The 17,544-nt window shown below is 66.0% G+C and carries 21 protein-coding genes and 2 pseudogenes; 8 read left to right on the top strand and 15 right to left on the bottom strand.

Going from position 1 to position 17,544, the window contains the following annotated elements; genetic code table 11:
* Window positions 1-5: 5 nt before the first annotated feature.
* The 3 genes and pseudogenes from LDH74_RS15590 to LDH74_RS15580 all read right to left on the bottom strand — a co-directional run bounded on the left by LDH74_RS15590 (window position 6) and on the right by LDH74_RS15580 (window position 2,658).
* A pseudogene (locus tag LDH74_RS15590) lies at window positions 6-1,211 on the bottom strand (Nramp family divalent metal transporter).
* Window positions 1,212-1,480: 269 nt separating this feature from the next.
* Entirely contained in the window at window positions 1,481-2,026 is a 546-nt protein-coding gene (locus LDH74_RS15585) for a ribbon-helix-helix protein, CopG family (protein WP_226039627.1), read from the bottom strand.
* An 80-nt stretch (window positions 2,027-2,106) separates the two neighbouring features.
* The gene (locus LDH74_RS15580) at window positions 2,107-2,658 is read right to left on the bottom strand and encodes a YfcE family phosphodiesterase (RefSeq protein ID WP_226039626.1); all 552 of its coding nucleotides are present in this window, start codon (window positions 2,656-2,658) and stop codon (window positions 2,107-2,109) included.
* A 156-nt stretch (window positions 2,659-2,814) separates the two neighbouring features.
* On the opposite strand from LDH74_RS15580, the pseudogene LDH74_RS15575 reads away from it, so the two are divergent.
* Window positions 2,815-4,157 (top strand): annotated as a pseudogene (locus tag LDH74_RS15575) (NUDIX domain-containing protein).
* Between the two features lie 281 nt (window positions 4,158-4,438).
* On the opposite strand, the gene LDH74_RS15570 reads toward LDH74_RS15575, so the two are convergent.
* Window positions 4,439-4,942: a hypothetical protein gene (locus LDH74_RS15570; RefSeq protein WP_226039625.1), complete on the bottom strand. Its 504-nt coding sequence runs from the start codon at window positions 4,940-4,942 to the stop codon at window positions 4,439-4,441.
* A gap of 131 nt (window positions 4,943-5,073) precedes the next feature.
* Between LDH74_RS15570 and ddh the strand changes: the two genes are divergently transcribed.
* Window positions 5,074-6,015 carry a D-2-hydroxyacid dehydrogenase gene (gene ddh, locus LDH74_RS15565; protein ID WP_226039624.1) on the top strand — a complete coding sequence of 314 codons (942 nt, stop codon included), beginning with the start codon at window positions 5,074-5,076 and terminating at the stop codon, window positions 6,013-6,015.
* Between the two features lie 419 nt (window positions 6,016-6,434).
* Here the strand turns inward: ddh and engB are convergent, their stop codons facing one another.
* Window positions 6,435-7,052, bottom strand: a complete 618-nt coding sequence (gene engB / locus LDH74_RS15560) for a GTP-binding protein EngB (protein ID WP_226039623.1) — start codon at window positions 7,050-7,052, stop codon at window positions 6,435-6,437.
* Window positions 7,053-7,136: 84 nt separating this feature from the next.
* Window positions 7,137-7,610 carry a hypothetical protein gene (locus tag LDH74_RS15555; RefSeq protein WP_226039622.1) on the bottom strand — a complete coding sequence of 158 codons (474 nt, stop codon included), beginning with the start codon at window positions 7,608-7,610 and terminating at the stop codon, window positions 7,137-7,139.
* A gap of 126 nt (window positions 7,611-7,736) precedes the next feature.
* Between LDH74_RS15555 and LDH74_RS15550 the strand changes: the two genes are divergently transcribed.
* Window positions 7,737-9,029 carry a TIGR00341 family protein gene (locus LDH74_RS15550; protein ID WP_226039621.1) on the top strand — a complete coding sequence of 431 codons (1,293 nt, stop codon included), beginning with the start codon at window positions 7,737-7,739 and terminating at the stop codon, window positions 9,027-9,029.
* A 98-nt stretch (window positions 9,030-9,127) separates the two neighbouring features.
* Here LDH74_RS15550 and LDH74_RS15545 read toward each other — a convergent pair whose 3' ends face one another.
* Window positions 9,128-9,448, bottom strand: coding sequence for a hypothetical protein (locus LDH74_RS15545; protein ID WP_226039620.1), 321 nt, complete (start codon window positions 9,446-9,448; stop codon window positions 9,128-9,130).
* Between the two features lie 70 nt (window positions 9,449-9,518).
* Window positions 9,519-10,508 (bottom strand): GTPase, encoded by a 990-nt coding sequence (locus LDH74_RS15540; RefSeq protein WP_226039619.1) that lies wholly within the window; start codon window positions 10,506-10,508, stop codon window positions 9,519-9,521.
* 82 nt (window positions 10,509-10,590) lie between these two features.
* On the opposite strand from LDH74_RS15540, the gene LDH74_RS15535 reads away from it, so the two are divergent.
* Window positions 10,591-10,962 carry a DUF5518 domain-containing protein gene (locus LDH74_RS15535; protein WP_226039618.1) on the top strand — a complete coding sequence of 124 codons (372 nt, stop codon included), beginning with the start codon at window positions 10,591-10,593 and terminating at the stop codon, window positions 10,960-10,962.
* Window positions 10,963-11,049: 87 nt separating this feature from the next.
* Here the strand turns inward: LDH74_RS15535 and LDH74_RS15530 are convergent, their stop codons facing one another.
* The 4 genes from LDH74_RS15530 to pdxT all read right to left on the bottom strand — a co-directional run bounded on the left by LDH74_RS15530 (window position 11,050) and on the right by pdxT (window position 13,003).
* Window positions 11,050-11,403, bottom strand: a complete 354-nt coding sequence (locus LDH74_RS15530; RefSeq protein ID WP_226039617.1) for a four-helix bundle copper-binding protein — start codon at window positions 11,401-11,403, stop codon at window positions 11,050-11,052.
* Window positions 11,404-11,519: 116 nt separating this feature from the next.
* A complete protein-coding gene (hisE, locus tag LDH74_RS15525) occupies window positions 11,520-11,804 on the bottom strand; it encodes a phosphoribosyl-ATP diphosphatase (RefSeq protein WP_226039616.1) in 285 nt (94 codons plus the stop codon).
* Entirely contained in the window at window positions 11,805-12,272 is a 468-nt protein-coding gene (locus LDH74_RS15520; protein ID WP_226039615.1) for a bifunctional nuclease family protein, read from the bottom strand. It lies immediately after the preceding gene.
* Window positions 12,273-12,385: 113 nt separating this feature from the next.
* The gene (gene pdxT, locus LDH74_RS15515; RefSeq protein ID WP_226039614.1) at window positions 12,386-13,003 is read right to left on the bottom strand and encodes a pyridoxal 5'-phosphate synthase glutaminase subunit PdxT; all 618 of its coding nucleotides are present in this window, start codon (window positions 13,001-13,003) and stop codon (window positions 12,386-12,388) included.
* Between the two features lie 126 nt (window positions 13,004-13,129).
* Between pdxT and LDH74_RS15510 the strand changes: the two genes are divergently transcribed.
* Window positions 13,130-13,345 carry a DUF4177 domain-containing protein gene (locus LDH74_RS15510; RefSeq protein ID WP_226039613.1) on the top strand — a complete coding sequence of 72 codons (216 nt, stop codon included), beginning with the start codon at window positions 13,130-13,132 and terminating at the stop codon, window positions 13,343-13,345.
* 96 nt (window positions 13,346-13,441) lie between these two features.
* A complete protein-coding gene (locus LDH74_RS15505) occupies window positions 13,442-14,422 on the top strand; it encodes a hypothetical protein (RefSeq protein ID WP_226042538.1) in 981 nt (326 codons plus the stop codon).
* A gap of 129 nt (window positions 14,423-14,551) precedes the next feature.
* Here the strand turns inward: LDH74_RS15505 and LDH74_RS15500 are convergent, their stop codons facing one another.
* Window positions 14,552-14,713 carry a preprotein translocase subunit Sec61beta gene (locus LDH74_RS15500; RefSeq protein ID WP_097379553.1) on the bottom strand — a complete coding sequence of 54 codons (162 nt, stop codon included), beginning with the start codon at window positions 14,711-14,713 and terminating at the stop codon, window positions 14,552-14,554.
* A gap of 118 nt (window positions 14,714-14,831) precedes the next feature.
* Between LDH74_RS15500 and LDH74_RS15495 the strand changes: the two genes are divergently transcribed.
* Window positions 14,832-15,101 carry a thioredoxin domain-containing protein gene (locus LDH74_RS15495; protein ID WP_098725315.1) on the top strand — a complete coding sequence of 90 codons (270 nt, stop codon included), beginning with the start codon at window positions 14,832-14,834 and terminating at the stop codon, window positions 15,099-15,101.
* 170 nt (window positions 15,102-15,271) lie between these two features.
* Here the strand turns inward: LDH74_RS15495 and npdG are convergent, their stop codons facing one another.
* Together npdG and LDH74_RS15485 are read right to left on the bottom strand one after the other, a co-directional pair.
* Window positions 15,272-15,940 carry an NADPH-dependent F420 reductase gene (npdG, locus tag LDH74_RS15490; protein WP_226039611.1) on the bottom strand — a complete coding sequence of 223 codons (669 nt, stop codon included), beginning with the start codon at window positions 15,938-15,940 and terminating at the stop codon, window positions 15,272-15,274.
* 179 nt (window positions 15,941-16,119) lie between these two features.
* On the bottom strand, window positions 16,120-16,377 hold the full coding sequence (locus LDH74_RS15485) for a hypothetical protein (protein WP_226039610.1): 258 nt from the start codon (window positions 16,375-16,377) through the stop codon (window positions 16,120-16,122).
* Between the two features lie 107 nt (window positions 16,378-16,484).
* Between LDH74_RS15485 and LDH74_RS15480 the strand changes: the two genes are divergently transcribed.
* Entirely contained in the window at window positions 16,485-17,315 is an 831-nt protein-coding gene (locus LDH74_RS15480) for a glycerophosphodiester phosphodiesterase (protein WP_226039609.1), read from the top strand.
* Window positions 17,316-17,544: the final 229 nt, after the last annotated feature.

Here is a 17,544-nt window from a genome sequence, read left to right as displayed (position 1 = left end):
GTTAGTTAGACGAGCAACACGTCGTAGAGCGTTCGGAGGCCGATACCGATCACGACGAGCGTGACGAGCCCGCCGAGAACGTTCTGGAGGGTGCTGTTCGTGTACTCGCCCAGCAGCTCGTCGTTGTTCATCGCGTAGATGAGGAACACCGCCAGAATCGGCAGCAAGAGCCCGTTGGCGACCTGTGCGAAGACGATCACCTGCACGGGGTTGTAGTCCAGCGCCGAGAAAACGATGCCGACGCCGAGGATCGTCATCCAGATCGCCCGGAACCGGGTCGACGTCAGGTCCCGCTCCCAGCCCAGCGCGCCGGCGGTGGCGTAGGCACCCGCGAGCGGCGCGCTCATCGCGCTCGTGAAGCCGGCCGCGAAGAGGCCGATCGCGAAGAACGTGAGCGCGTAGCCGCCGAAGACCGGCTCGAGTTGGTCGGCCATCTCGCCGACGTTACTGATCGAGGTTCCTTCGGGGAACACCGCGGCGGCCGTGACGACGATCGCGGTCGTGATGATGCCGCCGACGATGACCATGCCGATCGTGTCCGCGCGACACTCGGCGAGGTCTTCGGCACCGTCCCACCGCTCCTGGACGGTGCTCGCGTGCAAGAACAGGTTGTAGCCGACGACGGTGGTCCCGACGAGGCCGGCGATGAGGTACGCCGATCCCTCGGGGACGGCCGGGACGAGTCCGCCCGCCAGGGAGCCGAGATCGGGCCGGACCATGATCGCGTTGACCACGAACGCCAGTCCCATGACGGTGACGAGGCCGATGAAGACCCGCTCGATCAGCTTGTAGCTCCCCGTCCACAGTAGGCCGGCGGCGACGAGACCCATAATCGGTCCCCAGATGTTCTCGCTAACGCCGGTGATCGTCGCCAGGCCGGCAGCGCCGCCGACGATGTTGCCCGTCTGGAACGCCGCGGTTCCGATGCCGATCGCGCTCACGACGAGTGCGACGGTGATCGCCTGCGGGATCGGGTTATCGAACTCGTTTCGGAACGCTTCGCCCAGCCCTTCCTGCGTGATCAGTCCCAGCCGCGCGCTCATCTCCTGGAGCACGATCGTCGCCAGGATCGAGAACGCGATCGTTCACACGAGCAGGTACGCGTACTCGGCACCGATCACGCTCGCGGTCGTTACCGTCCCCGGACCGACGAACGCCGCCGCGACGAGCGCGCCCGGTCCGATCGCCTTCACTCGGTCGATGACGCCCATGATGTGTACTCACATGCACCACTCTCCGAGATTCCCAAAAGGGTTGTTAAGAGTCGAACATACGGACGCTCCGGCGACTCGAGGCGCTGTGATCGTCGTATGAGTTCGTATGAACCCGTGTGATCGTCACGGTCCGTTCGCAGTGTTCGAGCGCGTTCACTGATAGCTGCTGAGCGCATTCATCCGTCAATCGTCTATTGCAAACCGGCGTTCGTGCCGAGCGATCGGTAGTCGATAGCCTGTTCGCATCAGTCGGCCATCCGTTCGCGTCAGTCGGCCGCCCGTTCGGTGACGATCACCTTCGAGACGCCGCCCTCGAGTTCGATCTCCGTCGGCAACTCGACGGTGCTTCGCTCGATGAACCGGGTCATGAACCAGCGAACGGCCTCCGAGGGAAAGACGAGGTGGTAGACGCCCTCGCCCTCCTCGCGGACATCGAGGAAGCCACAGAAGGAGAGCCACTCGAGCAGGTCGCCGACTTCCTCGAATCGGGCCTCGTACTCGCGGGCGTGGTAGTCGGAGACCCGATCGGCCGCCTCGACGAACGCCGGATCGGGATCGCCGCCGGCGTAGCAGTGCTCGAGGAAGGCGTGCAGGAAGTCGATATCGAGCAGGACGTGCTCCCCCGAGGAGAGCATCCGGTAGTACCGCTCGAGGTTCTCGCTCGGCCGTTCGTTGGCCGCCTCGAAGTTCGCCGCGTAGAAGGTGAGCGCGCGGCGGACGACCTCGCTCTGTCCGTTGCCCGTCTCGGCGACCAGCGTCTCGAGGGCCGCGGCCGAGTCGTCGTCGAGCGATACCGTTACGCGCTGTGTCATGGTCTCACGGGGGTACCCGAGACGGGTATAGTTCACGCTCGAGCGGCGTCGCCCGCACTCCCCTCGCGGTTTCGGAGTCCTCACCCGGTTCGTAACTCGACGGTCACGTCCCCGTCGGCGACGGTCGCGACGAACATCGTCTCGCGAGTCGTGGGTGCAGCGCCGGTGGCGCTCCCCGGATTGAGTACCCGGATGCGACCGGCGGCGCGGCCCTCGTCGGCCGGACGGGACTCGTCGAACGCGACGGTCTCGTCGACCACCGCGTGGGTGTGACCGGCGACGGCGACGAGATTCGTGTCGGCCTCCGCGCCCGCTTTCTCGCGGGCCGTCTCGACGACTCGCTCCCGCCAGTCGCCCGACGATCCGTCGCCGTGGGTGACGACGAACGTCACGCCGTCAACCTCGAGGGTGGCCGTCGTCGGCGCGTCGAGCGTCGCCGGATCCACGTTGCCTCGAACGGCCGTCAACTCGCCGCCCGTGAGGTCGACGAACTGCTCGTAGGCTCCGAACGACTCGAAGTCGCCCGCGTGGATGGTGTGATCGGCCGCCTCGATCTCGGTGACGACCCACGCGGGAAGCTCCGGCTCTCGAGTGGGCACGTGGGTGTCGGAAACGATCGCGATACGCGTCATAGCCGTGCGTTCGTCTGCAGTTCCGAAAAGCGTTCGTCAGCGGACGACCCCTGGTCGTCCGTTTCGCTCACTCGAGGACGGGCTCGGGGCGAGTCCCTCGCGGTCCGTAGCGGCGCGTTCGAAAGCGACACCTTCCCGGTCGCCGTGGGCCATCGTATGTGCCCGGACACCGACACCCCGAGCGATGACCCGGCTCACGTCGTCACCGCGTTCCTCCGCCATCGGGGCGACGTTCTCTGCTTGCGCCGCAGCGACGCCGTCGGCACCTACCGGGGCCGGTGGGGCGGCGTCTCCGGGTTTGCGGAGGGCGACCCCGACGAACAGGTCCGCACGGAGATCCGCGAGGAGACCGGCCTCGCGCCCGGAGAGACGGTTTCGTTCGTTCGATCCGGACGGCCGGTCGAATTCGAGGACGCCGATCTCGAGCGCGAGTGGGTCGTCCACCCCTATCTGTTCGCCTGCGACGCCCGGGAGATCGAGTTGAGCGAGGAACACGACGCCGCCGAGTGGGTTCCGCCGACCGCGATCCTCGAGGGCGTCGGCGACGACCGCGAGGGACCCGACGGCGAGACGGTCCCCGAACTGTGGACCGCGTACGAGCGCGTGGCACCCACCGTTCGATCGATCGCGGCCGACGACGAGCACGGCGCCGCGTTCCTGTCCATACGAGCGCTCGAGGTGCTGCGCGATCGAGCGGGGCTGCTCGTGGCCGAACGCGGCTCGTCCGGTGGCGATCCCGAGGGCGAGCGGGACGAACTCGCCGAACTCGCGGGCCGGTTGCTCGAGGCCAGGCCGTCGATGGCCGTTCTCCGGAACCGAGTGAATCGGACGATGGCCGTGCGGACGGTGGTGAGGGCGCGGAGACGGGTGCCGCCGCGGTGCTCGAGTCCGCGCTGTCGAACGTCGATCGAGCCCTCGCGGCCGACGAGGCCGCCGCGAAAAACGCGAGCGAGCGCCTCGAGGGCAGCGTCGCGACCCTCTCGCGATCGGGGACCGTCCTCGAGGCGCTCCGAACGAGCGAGCCGTCGCGCGTCTTCGTCGCCGAATCGCGGCCGGCTCGCGAGGGGATCGACGTCGCGGAAACGCTGGCCGAAACGACGGCGAGCGCCGTGACGGTCCACACCGACGCGGCGACCGCGTACGTGCTCGCCGGAGAGGACGTCGACCGCGTCGTGGTCGGCGCCGACACCGTCCTGCCCGACGGCGCCGTCGTAAACAAGACCGGAACGCGAGCGCTGGCGATCGCCGCCGACCGCGAGGGGATTCCGGTGTCCGTCGTCGCGGCGACGGACAAGGTCTCGACCCGCGAGGCCGTGAACCTCGAGTCCGGCGATCGATCGGCGGTTTACGCCGGCGACGCGTCGATCGATGTCCTGAACCCGACGTTCGACGTAACGCCCGCCGACTGCGTGTCCGAGATCGTGACCGAACGCGGAGCACTTGAACCCGATGCTGTGGGTGACCTGGCCGCGGAATTGCGCGGGCTCGAGGAGTGGTAGCGGTATTCGGACGCGGCTGCCCATCGGGGCTCGTGACGCAGCGGATTTTCGGACGCGAACGGATGTCCGTGAGGCTTTTGCGTCCGACGGGGGTATCATCGATCGGTGGCGATGACGAGAGTTACCCCCGCTTAGCCCCTTGTGATGATAGCTTTCACCGAGCCACCGTCTCAGCGGCCCGGAGACGTATCTCCCTGCGATCCTGTCGAATCCGATGTGGCGCGACGGATGGGGTCCCGTGGTGACCTGACGGATGAGTTCCGCGGTCGCCCGTACCGCGATTACCGCTCGAAGTCGGTCCAGCGTTCTCCCACGGCGAAACCGATCTCGTCGTCGCGGTCGTCCGAGCCGAGAACGACGGCGAGCAGTGCGCTATCCGTGTCCTCGATCGTCACCGTTTCGTTCGCACGCGTTTTCCCGTCGATGTCGAACCCGTCAGCCAGTTGGACGGAAACGTCGTAGTCGCCGATGGTTCCCCAGACTCCCTCGTAGGATGCCGACGCGTTCGAGTCCACGTCGGCTTCCTCGTCGTGCGATGCGACGTCGAACGCGTCCGAGAGAGCGATCTCGTCGTCCGGACCGATGATGTCGATCGTCCCGTCGATCGGCTCGTCGGTCTCGTTGAAGACGGCCACGTCCTCGAGTCTCTCGTTTGCCCTGGCCGAACACCCGGCCAACCCAGTAGCGGCCATCGTTCCGACTCCGATCAGTGTGCTCCGTCGAGTGACGCGACTCGTTTCGATCCCGTGCTCGCCGTTCGAACCGGTGTCAGTTCGTTGTTGCATAGCAGGACGTTACGACCGGTAGTATATCAATATGAAAGAGTGGTCTCCGAGTCAGAAAACCCGTCGATGGGGTCGGTTTCCGGATCGCAATCGACCAAAGGTTCAATCTCGCCTCGTTCGTAGCGGTGCGTATGCGTACCCAACTCGAGTCGCCGGTCGACAGTCTGGGCATCCACGAGTCGGTCCGCGACGTCTTTCCGCCGGAGGAGCTCGCGACGCACCTCACCGATCTCCCGATCGAGGTCGAGGTCATCGACGACGACGGGATCGCGGGCTGCGACGCGGTCGTCACCCTCGAGTACCGGGAGGCGTTCCTCGATCTGGAGTGGGTCCACTCGATTCAGGCGGGAGTCGACAGATTTCCGTTTGACGACCTCGAGGAACGCGGCGTCGTCCTCACGAATAGCACGGGCATTCACGACCGAACCGTCGGCGAGACGGTCGCGGGCTACCTGCTCACGTTCGCTCGGCGGCTCCACGACCACGTCGCGAACCAGCGGGAACGCCGGTGGGAGCGACCGGCGTGGAACGAAGCGTTCACGCTCCCCGGGTCGACGGCCTGCGTCGTCGGAACAGGCACGCTCGGTCGCGGTGTCGCGGAAACGCTGGGCGCGCTCGGGGTCCGCGTGACGGGGGTCCGGCGCTCCGACGATCCGGTTCCCGGTTTCGACGAGATCTACGCGAACGACCGGTTGTTCGAAGCGATCGCTGACGCCGAGTTCGTGATCGTTACCGTGCCGCTGACCGACGAGACGCATCACCTCTTCGACGCCGAGACGTTCGACGCCATGCGCGACGATGCGTACTTCGTGAACGTCGCTCGAGGGCCGGTCGTCGACGAACCGGCGCTGATCGACGCCCTCGAGGCGGATTCGCTCGCGGGAGCGGCGCTGGACGTTTTCGAGGAGGAGCCGCTACCCGAGGACTCGCCGCTCTGGGAGCTAGACGAGGTACTCATCTCACCGCACTGCGCCGCGTACACGCGAGACTACTTCCGAGATGTGGGCGATATCGTCCGTGAGAACGTCCACCGAATCGAGGACGACGAGGCGCTTCACAACCGAGTCGTCTGAGGACGGTCCCGATTTGGAGTCCGAGACGACACTGGCCTCGAATCACTGGCCGGGCGCACGACTCTCGTAGTACTCGAGTCGTGCAACCCAACGGAAGAGCAAGCTCTTCCGAGCATCGCGGACGCGTTGCGTCCGCTCAGCGGGGAAGGGCAGGCGTTTCCCAGTCAATCACCGCGAGCGACCGAACGCGCGGCGCTTCGCGCCGCGCAAAGACGAGCGGCCAACGGCCGCGAGTCAGGGAGCGAGCGGGCCGATGACCGATGTGGAGAGCGCGAAGCGCTCGGAACGGAGGGAAGAGTGCTTTTCATCAACGCTAAGCGGGAGCGGAGCTCCCGCGAGGTCCGAGAGAGCGCTCCGCGCTCTCTCGAGATTTTGCCGAGTGCGGTCGCGAAGCGACCGCACGCAGCGCAAAAGGTTGGTCAGAAGAATTTGAACAGATCGTCCCTGTTCTGCTCGTGCAGGTGGCTCCGGACGGCCTCGTTCAGCGGCTCGAGTTGCCCCTTCTTCGCGCTGATGGGGGCGATAGTGTCCTGCCACTGCTTCCAGGGCGGGTAGAGGCCGAGGCGGTCGCAGAGGGCGTCGAGGCGCTCGTCCTCGTCGTCGACCTTGTCCATCTTGTTGACGGCGACGATCGTCGGGACGTCGAGATCGCGCAGGAAGTGGAACATCTCGACGTCGTAGGGGATCTCGTCGGGTCCGGAGTGGCGGTCGATGATGTCGATGACGCTCTTGCCGTCGACGACGAGAATCGCGACGAGGACGTTGTCGGCGTACTCCTCGAGGTAGTGAACGATGTCGGTCTTGATCTGCTCGCGGTGCTCCTCGTCGACGCCGCTCATGAAGCCGAAGCCGGGGAGGTCGGTGATGACGAAGTCCTCGGGGGCCCAGTCGTAGTGGTTGGGCGAGCGGGTGACGCCGGGTTTGCCGCCGGTGTCGAAGCTGTGGCCGGTCAGCTCGCGCATGAGCGTGGATTTGCCCACGTTCGAGCGGCCGACGAGGGCCATTTCGGCCCCTCGGTTGGGGCGAGTATCGAACATGTCCCAGTGTAGGCGTCTCGTCCCTTTATATACACTGAACGGAGTCGAGCGCTCGATCGCGCTCGCCGACGTGCGGACGAACCGTTATACCACCGTCCCCGCGAGCAATCCGACGCCGAACGCCCCGGCGACGAGCAACGCGACGGCGAGAACCCGTCCGCTCGAGGGCGTCGCCTCGAGGTCGACGTGGCGGCTGTCGAAGGCGATCTGGCCGCCCTGCCAGGACAGCGAGGTGCCGCCGGCGAGCATCGCCGCGGCGATGAGCCACGAACTCGTATCATCGGTGGCGACGGCGGACCGAACCGTCAGGAGAACGACTGCGACCGAGAGGACGACGTTCCCGGCTCCGACGAAGACGTTCCAGGGCACGGCTCGTCGGCCGATCGAGACCGAATCCGCGAGGCTGCCGGTGATCCACAGGAGCGACGCGAGGACGAGACCGGCGACGACCGTCGCGGTGACGGGATCGGTGAGAACGTCGCGCCCGACGACTGCGAGGAGGCCGCCGGCGAACACCAGTATCACCGCACCGGCTACCGAGGCGAGACGCCGTATCATACGCACACTCCCAGAAATTACTATAAGAAAACGACGAAACGACTCGATCCCCTCGAGACGGAACCGTCCGCCGCGGTGGGACGGAATGCCCCGGAGTTATGACCCCCCGTGGTCTCAGACGGACACGTGCGGCTCGTACAGTTGACGGTACCGACGGGGAAGCGAGAGACTATCCTCGAGACCCTCGACGATCGGGAGATCGACTACGTCGTGACTGACGAGACCGGTAGCCGTGAGTACACGGCAGTCATCTATTTTCCGTTACCGGACGCGGCCGTCGAACCGGTACTCGACGAACTACAGGAGGCGGGCGTCGATGAGGACGCCTACACGGTCGTCGTCGACGCCGAAACGGTCGTCTCCCGTCGATTTGAGGCGTTGCGCGAGGAGTACGAGGAAGGCGATGTCGGCTCGGATCGAATCTCCCGCCAGGAGCTACAGGCGGAGGCCGACGATCTGACGCCGAGCTTTCCCGTCTACGTGGTGATGACGGTCATCAGCGCCGTCGTCGCGACCGCGGGACTGCTGCTGGACTCGCCTGCGGTTGTCGTCGGCTCGATGGTGATCGCGCCGCTAATCGGGCCGGCGCTAGGGGCCAGCGTCGGCACGGTGATCGACGACGAGGAACTGTTTATCGAGAGCATCACCTACCAGATCCTCGGCGTCGTGGTCGCGATCGGGGCAGCGGCGATCTTCGCGGTCCTGGTTCGGTCGATGAACATCGTCCCGCCCGGCCTCGTCCTCTCGAGCGTCGGCGAGATCTCCGAACGACTCGCGCCCGACTTGCTGTCGCTCGCGATCGCGCTCGGCGCGGGCATCGCGGGGGTCGTCAGCATCGCGACGGGAACCTCCGTCGCGCTCGTCGGCGTGATGATCGCGGCGGCGTTGATTCCGCCCGCCGGCGTCGCGGGGATCACGCTCGCGTGGGGACAACCGACGGCCGCGATCGGGGCGACGGTTCTCGTCCTCGTCAACCTGCTGTCGGTGAACCTCGCCGGCCTGTTGACGCTGTGGTACGCCGGCTACCGCCCGGAGAACCTGTTCCAGATGGGCGAGACGGAACAGCGCGTTCGCCATCGGATCGTCGGACTCATCGTTATCGTCCTCATCTTCGCGGTGTTCCTCGGCGGGATCACCTACGCCTCCTACGAGGCGGGGAACTTCGAACAGGACGCCCGTGACGAAGTAGAGACAGTCCTCACGGACGGGCAATACGAAAACTACGAACTGCTCGAGTTCGAGGTCGTAATGGACGACAACTATCCGTTTCGGAATCCGGAGCGGGTAGTCGTGACGATCGGCGGCCCGCCGGACGAGTCGGCACCCGAACTGGCCGATATCCTCCACGAACGGATCAACGACCATACCGATCAGTCGGTCTCGGTCGAAATCAGGTACGTCCAAATTCTCAAGCGGTAGCCGCTGCGGATTCGCGACTCGCCTGCGGCCAGTAACCCGTTCGGGAGCCGCTCCCAGTCCGTGACTTGACACCGACGAGACCGACGGTTCGTCGCCCGTTATCGCCGAAACCGCTCGAGGATCCTCGAGCGGGCGGATTCGGATTCGGGCGTGGATCCGGAGTCGGAATCGGTCGTGGGACCGTCGCGGTCGGTACGGCCGGGACGGCTGATCCGTCGCCGAAGCCACGTTCTCGGCCCGCCGATACGATTGACGAGATACGTCGGGAAGTAGAGCGTCGCTGCGCCGAGCGCAAGAAATCCGATCCCTCCGACGAGCTGCCCGCTCCGAAGGAATCCGACGCCGACGACGAACATCGGTCCCGCCATCGAGAGTCCCGCGGCGGTCTGGAGCAGCCAGAGAATACCGGGCCCTTTCATTGCCGGGACTCGAGTTCGATCGCGATCATGGGTTGTTCTTTGAGCCCGCTGTCCGAAGGTGTGACGATCGCTATCCGTCGAACGGCAACTCAGGCTCGTAGCCGATCGCCTCGACGGTGGCGTCGACGACTCTCTCGAGGTTCGCGCCGGTCTCGACGCTCATGGTGAAATCGGCCGCGACGGCGTCGGTCAGGTCTCCCTCCTCGAACCGGTCTTCCTTGTTCGCGATCGTGAACACGGGGATGTCCTCGAACCGGGCCGAGATCGCGTCCCGAAGCTCGAGTTGCGGGCCGATCGGATAGCCACACTCGCCGGTGGGATCGACCATGACGAGCATGCAGTCGGCGAGGTGCTCGATGGCGCTGACCGCCTGTGACTCGATCTCGTTGCGATCCTGTGGCGGGCGGTCGAGTAGCCCGGGGGTGTCGACGATCTGGTAGCGGATGTGGTCGCGCTCGAAGTGGCCGACGCCGATCCCCTTCGTCGTGAAGGGGTAGGAGGCGGTCTCGCCGCGAGCGTTCGTGATGGTATTGACGAACGAGGACTTGCCGACGTTCGGGTAGCCGGCGACGACGATCGTCGGTTCGTCGGGGTTGATCTCCGGCAGGTCGCGCAGGTCGTTACGCGATTTGTTGATGTACAGCAGGTGGTCGTCGACCTGCTCGACGATGTCGGCGAGCCGGGCGAAGGCCTGCTTGCGGTGCTTGCGCGCCGTGTCCACGTCGGTCTTCCGGAGCCGGGGCTGGTACTCCTCGTGGATCTCGCGGGCCTTTCGGCTGGCCCACATCACTTCCGACAGCGCCTGTCGGAGTTTGTCCACGTCGACGATCGCGTCGGCCAACTCGTAGTAGAAGGGATGGACGTCGTCCTCGTACTCGAAGTCCGGCCACGCCGTGACGACGTTCTCGAGGTTGTCCGAGATGATGTTGGCCGCCGTCTGGAGCATCGACTGCTGAGCCTCGAGGCCGCCCTTGGCCTTGCCGGCCCGCGCCGCCCGCGAAAACGCCTTGTCGATCAGCTCTTCCGACGTGGGCGTCGTCGGAAGGTCTTCGAAAATCATGGCTACGAGTAGAACGCGCGGTCATAAAAGGTCGTTCGTTGTCCGCCGCGAACTTATCCCCGTCGCTGTCCTTCGGTCTAGCATGACAAACTGGCGCGCCGTCTTCGTCGGGTTCCTGATCGCGACCGTCTTCGGAATCGTCGGCCTCGTCGTTCCGGGCGTCGGCCAGCTCGCCGCCGGGCTGCTCGGCGGCTTCGTCGCCGGCTACATGGCCGGCGGCGGTATCGGTAGCGGCGTCTGGCACGGGCTGCTCGCCGGCTCGCTCGGCGGGATCATCGGCGGCCTGCTCCTCGCCGTCGCCGTCGGTCTCGCGGGTCTCGCGCTCGGACCGCTCGGCGGAGCGATCTCCGGCGCTGCCGGGATCGGTATCTTCCTGCTCGCCGTCACGATTTCGATCGTGATGGCACTCGAGAGCGCGGTCGCCGGTGCCGTCGGTGCCGCGGTCAGTAGCTGATCGCGGTCAGCGTCTGATCGCTTCGAAAAATGGAGCTGGTGTGTCAGGATCGCTCGCGTTCCGATTCGGGCCGCTCGGCGCGTCGTTTCAGGCCGACGCCATCTCCCGACAGCTTTCGGCGCACTTCGGCAGTACCTCGGCACAGGCCTGACAGTGGTCGTGATCGTGCTGTTCGCACTCCTCGGCACACTCCTCGCAGAGATCGGCGCAGAGCTCGCCCAGTTCGTCCTGGTAGCCCGAGTTCCGCGCCATGAACCGCGCGTGGAGCGACGCGATGTCGGCCACGTCCCGGCAGAGGCGGATGCACCGACCCATGCCTTCGCCCTCGTCCGCACAGGCGTCAGCACACCACTCGCAGACCTGCGCGGCCTCGAGACAGTTGTCGATACACTCCTGCATCTGCTCGTTCGAATGCGCGTTTTCGAGTTGTTGTAGTGCCATCGCCAGTATCTCTATTGCCCAGCCGATTCAAGGTAGCCGCGGCGAATGCAAGCGTCGGCGAATGTGTGCGACGGAGCGGCGAAATCGAACGCCGGAGCGGCGGCCCATCGCGGCCGCTAGCGCCGCGCCTCGAGTTCCGCCTCGAGATCCGATAGCTCCATGTCCTTCATGGAGAGCAAGACGAGCAGGTGGTAGACGATGTCGGCCCCCTCGTGGGCGATCTCCTCGCGGTCGTCGTCCTTTGCGGCCAGCACGAGTTCGGTCGTCTCCTCGCCGAGTTTCTCTAACACTTCGTTCTCGCCCTTCTCGTGGGTGAACAGCGACGCGGTGTAGGAGCCCTCGGGCAGCGTTTCCTTCCGGTCTTCGATCACGGCGAACAGCTCCTCGAGCGTCTCGTCCATCTACATCTCACCCGACACGTTGCGGATGTCTTCGAGTTCGTCGAACTTCTCGCTATCGTCTCGGCCGTCCTCGAAGACCGCTTCGGTGACCTCGATCGGCGCGTTCGTCCGGGCCGCCAGTGCGAGCGAATCGCTCGGCCGGGCGTCGACGACCGTCTCGCCGCGGGCCGTCTCGAGGTGGAGGTCGGCGATGTAGGTCCCGCCCTGTCCGTCGTCGCGTTCCTTGATTTCGTTGACGACGACGCGGTCGATCCGACTGCCCAGCTCCTCCATGACGTCCAACAGGAGATCGTGCGTCAGCGGCCGTCCGATGTCCTCGGCCTCGAGCCCGCGGGCGATGCTCGTCGCCTCGCTGAAGCCGATGAAGATCGGCACGACGTCGTCCTCGCCGTCGACGGTGAGAACGACGACTGGGACCGGTCCCTGGGGGGTCCCCGCGACGCGAACCGCGTCGATGGATGCCTGCATACCCGTACCGTGGGGAAGGAGGGAGAAAACATGTCCGGTCGCGAATGCATGCACGGAGCGCCCCGGGAGCGCCATCGAACGCAGCGCCGGGATGTCGTCCTCGAGCCGCGGCGTTATCGGGGCTCCTCGAGCGCCGGCGTCGTCGCCGCGTCGTTCTCGAAGAAGGCCAGCCCGTGAATCCGGCTGTCCGGCGTCAGTTCCGGGTGGAACGAGGTGCCGACGACCGGTCCGTCCCGAACGGCGACCGGGCGGTCGTCCCACGACGCGAGGACCTCGGCGTCGCCGACCGAATCGATGGCGGGTGCGCGAATGAACACCGCGGGATACGGCTCGTCGAGGCCCGCGACCGCGAGCGGCGCTTCGAAGCTGTCTCTCTGCCGCCCGAATGCGTTTCGCTCGACGCTCACGTCGAGGATGCCGAGTTCCTCGACCCGGTCGTCGCCGGCGTCGCTCGAGGCGACGATCAGCCCGGCACACGTCGCGAGCAGCGGGTTGCCGGCGGCGACGTGCTCTCGGATTTCGGCGGCGATCCCCTCGCTGTGGATCAGTCGGGAGATGGTCGTCGACTCGCCGCCGGGCATCGCCAGCAGGTCGCAGTCGGGGACGATTCCCGGCTCGCGGATCTCGCGGACGGTGACCTCGCGGTCGCGAACCGCGGCGGCGCGCTCGATGGCCGCTGCGTGTTCCTCGACGTCGCCCTGAACCGCGACGACGCCCGCAATCAGTGACATGCCCCGGCTACGGAGGGGGTCGTCAAAAACGTCGCGCCATCGGAACCGGCCGCGCCGTCGGACCCGGTCGGTTGGGACATGTCTGCCGTATCCTTACTGCCCTCGGCCACATCAGACGAACCAGAGATGAGTCAATCCGACGCGCCTCGATGGGAGTACAGGACGCTCAGACCGATTCGCGGTGAAACGAAAAAAGAGGCCGAGGACCCCCAAGCGGCGCTGAACGAGCACGGCGCTGACGGCTGGGAACTCGTCGAGACGATCGACTACACGGGCGGCGGGACCAAGTATTTGATATTCAAACGCCCCGCCGAGACGAGCACCGGTGCCGATGACGGGTGAATCGCTGTGACCGACACCGACGACCTCGATAGTGAGATAGCTGACGACGCCGACACCGAGACGGACGGCGACTCCGACATCAGCACGGCAAACACGATGCGCGAACGCGCCGGCGAAAGTCGGCTCAAAATCTGGCTCCTGCTCGCCGCCTCTCGGCTGCAGGTGACCGCCGTCCTGGCGCTCAGCGTGTTCGTCGCGTTCGTCGTGTTCGTCACCCTCACGCCGTCGCCCCTGCACGCGCAGCTCCAGACCGGCGACACCATCGAGACGATGTTCTCCACGATGATCGGGGCGATCATCACCGGCGCCACGCTCGTCGTCACCATCGGCCAGCTGGTGCTCTCCCAGGAGAACGGCCCGCTCGGCGAACAGCGCGACCGGATGGAGAACTCGATGGACTTCCGCGATTACACCGAGGAGCTCATCGGGTCGCCCAGTCCGGCGGATCCGTCGGAATTCCTCCGTCAACTCGTCTTCGTGGCCGAACTGCGGGCGAAGGCGCTTCGCGACGGCGTCGCCGACAACGACGACGACCGGCTCCGCGCGGAGGTCGACGAGTTCACCGACAGCCTCGTGGGCAACGCCGAACTGGTCATCGATCAGCTCGAGGACGCAACGTTCGGGAACTTCAGCGTCCTGTTCGCCGCGCTGAACTTCAACTACGGCTGGAAGATCTTCCAGGTCGAACGGATCGCCAACGAGTTCGAAGACAGCCTGAGCGACGAAGAGCTGTCCAATCTGGACGATCTGAAGACGTCGCTCAGCCTGTTCGGGCCGGCGCGAGAGCACGTCAAGACGCTGTACTTCGAGTGGGAACTCGTCACGCTCTCGCAGATGATAATTTACGCGGCAATTCCGGCGCTGGTCCTCGCCGGTATTATGCTCATGGTCGTCGACGCGGGCACGTTCCCCGGGCGAACGCTCGGCGTGGCGAATATCACGTGGGCTGTCGGCGCGGCGTTTACGGCGACGCTCGTGCCGTTTCTGCTGTTCGCGTCCTACGTCCTCAGAATCGTGACGGTCGCCAAGCGAACGCTCGCGATCGAACCGCTGATCCTCCGCAACTCCCAGCGGTAGCGACGATTCGGATTGCCGATCCGAGTTCGGTCGCGGTGACCGACTCGTACCGACCGTTTCCCTCTCACAACGGGGTTCCAACAGTGCTGTGGCTACTCGAGGCGATGCTGAAAGAAGGGAGCCGATGCGTTACGAGACGAACGTCAGCAACTGGACCAGCACGCCCAGCATGACGCCGAACGCGATGACCGTCTTGGGGTCGATACGGATGGCGTTCGAGTCCTCGGAGTCGAAGTACCGGACGAGTCCGGCACTGGACATCAGCCCGCCGGTGTTCTGTCCTTTGTCCATACCCGTCTCTATGGGCCCCTGAAACTAAACCTTTCGACCGGAGCCCGTCGTCGATCACGGCAATGGGTTGGCAGTGGGAAACCCTTATGCGCAGCGCGTGGCAACTAGCGCTGACCGCATGACTGTCACACTCAAGGACTTCTACGCAGACTGGTGTGGCCCCTGCAAGACCCAGGATCCGATCCTCGAGGACCTCGAGGACGACTGGGAGGGGCGATTCGAAGTCGAGAAAGTAAACGTCGACGAGCAACAGGATATCGCGAACGAGTACCAGGTTCGGTCGCTGCCGACGCTGATCATCGAGAACGACGACGGCATCGTCGAACGCTTCGTCGGCGTCACCCAGCGCAACGACATCGAGGACGCCCTCGAGTCGGCTGGCGCATAGACGACGCGTACGGGCGATTTCTTCCCGTTTTCGTGATCGACGAGCGACCGCGCCGGCCGCGTTCGCTCGGCGCGATCGCTCGAGGCGCAGGTGCTCCTCGAGCGGGTCGAACCGTGAGAACGCGAGTGGATCGAACCAGGAAGTGGTCGCATCGGCTCAGCCGACGCCGTCTAGAGCCACTTCACGCCGACGTCGTGCATATCTTCGTTGTACTTCGCGATGTTGATGACCAGCGGCGTAACGCTCTCGACTTCGGCCGCGTTAGCCAGCGGTCCGGCCTCGAGCGCGCGCAGGCCGTCGATCTCGTTCGCGATCGACAGGACGGTCTCTTTCGCGTCGTCGTCGTCCGCGACGACGAGCGTGTCGAGCCCGAGGTCGTTATCGAGGTTCGACAGCGCGTCGGCCGCGAGGTTGTGGAACGCGCCGACGACCGGCACTTCGTCGGGGGCCCGCCCGGCGACGAGTTCGGTGACGCTGCCCGCCGACGGCGGGTGGTAGTGCAGGCCGTCCTCGTCGCCCTGCATACCGACCGCGGGCGTCACGAGGACCGTCTCCGCGTCGAGACTGTCGGCGACCGCTTCGACGGTGTCGCCGACGTAGTACGGCGGGACGCTGAGAATGACGACGTCGGCTCGATCGGCCGCCATCTCGTTGCCGAAGCCCTTGACGTCGGCGTCGGCACCGCGCGCCTCGAGTTCGTCTTCGTACTCCGCGACCGCGTCGCGAGCCTTCTCGGGATCCCTCGAGCCGATGAGGATCTCGTGGTCCGTGTCCCGGGCAAACCGCAGTGCGAGCCCTTCGCCGATGTCGCCGGTGCCGCCGAGCAGTGCAATTCGCATACCTACTCTCGGGAGGGCACCCGAATAAAAGGGCCGGAGATCGGCCGATATCGCCGGGTTCTCGGACGGGAGACTGAACGCGAGAGAGGGGAACGTCGCCCGCCCTCGAGTGGACCGACATCGGTCCTCGGGTGACGAGTCCGAACGGGCCACCACACGTCCGACTGCGACGGGTGTGACTACGGCGCGTCGTCCTCGGTCGGGTTCATCGCCGCGCCCAGCCCGCCGTCGTAGGCGTCGCGCTCGGTCACCTCGCGGATCCGCTGCTCGAGTCGGTCCTCGAGTTCCTGCCGCCGCTGCTCGTCCACGTCGGCGTCGGTCCCCAGATTTCGCAGGTCCTGTCGGGCCGTTCGCAGGACGGAGACGGCCTCCTCGGTCTCGAGGTCGTCCGCGCGATCGAGCGCGCGCTCGACGCCCGCGAGCGTGGTCTCGGTCATAGCGGCGGTTCGCGGGGAACACGCATCAAAGGCCGGCCGGGAAGCGCCACGTTGGCGACTCGCGGCCGACCCACAGGTTTCGTTACCCGGCTCCCCGTCGATCCGGTATGGCACGCCCCGCCGTCATCGCTCACCGCGGCTACGCCGGCGTCGCACCCGAGAACACGATCGAGGCGGTGACTCGAGCGGCCGACCGCGACGAGACCGCGATGCTCGAGATCGACGTCCAGCCGGCCGCCTGCGGAACCCCGGTCGTCGTCCACGACGAGCACCTCGAGGGGGTCCGCGACGGCCGGCCACTGACCGACGCTACAGGGCTCGTGTGGGAGACGCCGCTCGCGGAGCTTCGATCGGCGCGCGTCCTCGGCACCGACGCGACGGTGCCGACGCTCGCGGACGTGCTCGAGGCCGTCCCCGAGACGGTGGGTCTCAACGTCGAACTGAAGACGCCCGGCCGATCGGACCTGCGGGTCGGCGAGTCGCTTTCGGGGAGCGAACGCGCCGAGCGCTGCGAGGTCTGGCTGCCGTTCGTCGAGCGCGTCGTCGCCGACTGCGAGGCCTTCCGCGGCGAACTCCTCTTCTCGTCGTTTTGCGAGGGAGCGATCGCGGCGCTGCGCGAGGTCGCCGACTACGCTGCAGCACCGCTGGTGTGGGACGATCTCGAGGCCGGCCTCGAGATCGCGCGCCGCTACGACTGCGAGGCGATCCACCCGCCGCGGAACGCGATCATCGGGACGGAACTCGCCGGAACGACGTACGCCGGCTTTTCGGCGGGGGAACCCGATATCGACGTCCTCGAGGCGGCCCGCGCGGCGGGGCGAGCGGTCAACGTCTGGACGGCGACGAATTGGGTCCAGTTCGACCAACTCGCGGCGGCCGGCGTCGACGGGATCGTCGCCGACTATCCCGGACTGAGTGGGGACTCGAGCGGCCGATAACGACGGCGATCGGCGCGATATCGCGCGATTTGATCCCAGCGTCGTCACCGGATGGCAAGTACTGCCTGCAACTGCGCCGGATACTTTGATACGACAAATCGTGCAGAGGAAGTGTTGACTATGTATCTCGTCGCGCGTTCGGAGAGCCGTTTCGACCGTGGGTTCGCGGGCGAAACCGGCCCTGCCACGTTCCGAGACGATGTCTACTCGAGGCGCCGGTCAGGAGGTG

The sequence above is a fragment of the Natrinema sp. DC36 genome (assembly GCF_020405225.1).
Taxonomy (GTDB): Archaea; Halobacteriota; Halobacteria; order Halobacteriales; family Natrialbaceae; genus Natrinema.
This window is presented reverse-complemented; position numbering and strand designations above follow the sequence as displayed.

Bases quoted from the DNA above. Each gene is read 5' to 3' on its own strand.
- engB (WP_226039623.1), bottom strand. From the start codon at position 7,052: ATGTTCGATACTCGCCCCAACCGAGGGGCCGAAATGGCCCTCGTCGGC.
- pdxT (WP_226039614.1), bottom strand. From the start codon at position 13,003: ATGTCACTGATTGCGGGCGTCGTCGCGGTTCAGGGCGACGTCGAGGAA.
- hisE (WP_226039616.1), bottom strand. From the start codon at position 11,804: ATGGACGAGACGCTCGAGGAGCTGTTCGCCGTGATCGAAGACCGGAAG.
- ddh (WP_226039624.1), top strand. From the start codon at position 5,074: ATGCGTACCCAACTCGAGTCGCCGGTCGACAGTCTGGGCATCCACGAG.
- LDH74_RS15495 (WP_098725315.1), top strand. From the start codon at position 14,832: ATGACTGTCACACTCAAGGACTTCTACGCAGACTGGTGTGGCCCCTGC.
- LDH74_RS15485 (WP_226039610.1), bottom strand. From the start codon at position 16,377: ATGACCGAGACCACGCTCGCGGGCGTCGAGCGCGCGCTCGATCGCGCG.
- LDH74_RS15570 (WP_226039625.1), bottom strand. From the start codon at position 4,942: ATGCAACAACGAACTGACACCGGTTCGAACGGCGAGCACGGGATCGAA.
- LDH74_RS15530 (WP_226039617.1), bottom strand. From the start codon at position 11,403: ATGGCACTACAACAACTCGAAAACGCGCATTCGAACGAGCAGATGCAG.
- LDH74_RS15585 (WP_226039627.1), bottom strand. From the start codon at position 2,026: ATGACACAGCGCGTAACGGTATCGCTCGACGACGACTCGGCCGCGGCC.
- LDH74_RS15580 (WP_226039626.1), bottom strand. From the start codon at position 2,658: ATGACGCGTATCGCGATCGTTTCCGACACCCACGTGCCCACTCGAGAG.
- LDH74_RS15545 (WP_226039620.1), bottom strand. From the start codon at position 9,448: ATGAAAGGGCCCGGTATTCTCTGGCTGCTCCAGACCGCCGCGGGACTC.
- LDH74_RS15540 (WP_226039619.1), bottom strand. From the start codon at position 10,508: ATGATTTTCGAAGACCTTCCGACGACGCCCACGTCGGAAGAGCTGATC.
- LDH74_RS15535 (WP_226039618.1), top strand. From the start codon at position 10,591: ATGACAAACTGGCGCGCCGTCTTCGTCGGGTTCCTGATCGCGACCGTC.
- LDH74_RS15510 (WP_226039613.1), top strand. From the start codon at position 13,130: ATGAGTCAATCCGACGCGCCTCGATGGGAGTACAGGACGCTCAGACCG.
- LDH74_RS15555 (WP_226039622.1), bottom strand. From the start codon at position 7,610: ATGATACGGCGTCTCGCCTCGGTAGCCGGTGCGGTGATACTGGTGTTC.
- LDH74_RS15505 (WP_226042538.1), top strand. From the start codon at position 13,442: ATGCGCGAACGCGCCGGCGAAAGTCGGCTCAAAATCTGGCTCCTGCTC.
- npdG (WP_226039611.1), bottom strand. From the start codon at position 15,940: ATGCGAATTGCACTGCTCGGCGGCACCGGCGACATCGGCGAAGGGCTC.
- LDH74_RS15520 (WP_226039615.1), bottom strand. From the start codon at position 12,272: ATGCAGGCATCCATCGACGCGGTTCGCGTCGCGGGGACCCCCCAGGGA.
- LDH74_RS15500 (WP_097379553.1), bottom strand. From the start codon at position 14,713: ATGGACAAAGGACAGAACACCGGCGGGCTGATGTCCAGTGCCGGACTC.
- LDH74_RS15480 (WP_226039609.1), top strand. From the start codon at position 16,485: ATGGCACGCCCCGCCGTCATCGCTCACCGCGGCTACGCCGGCGTCGCA.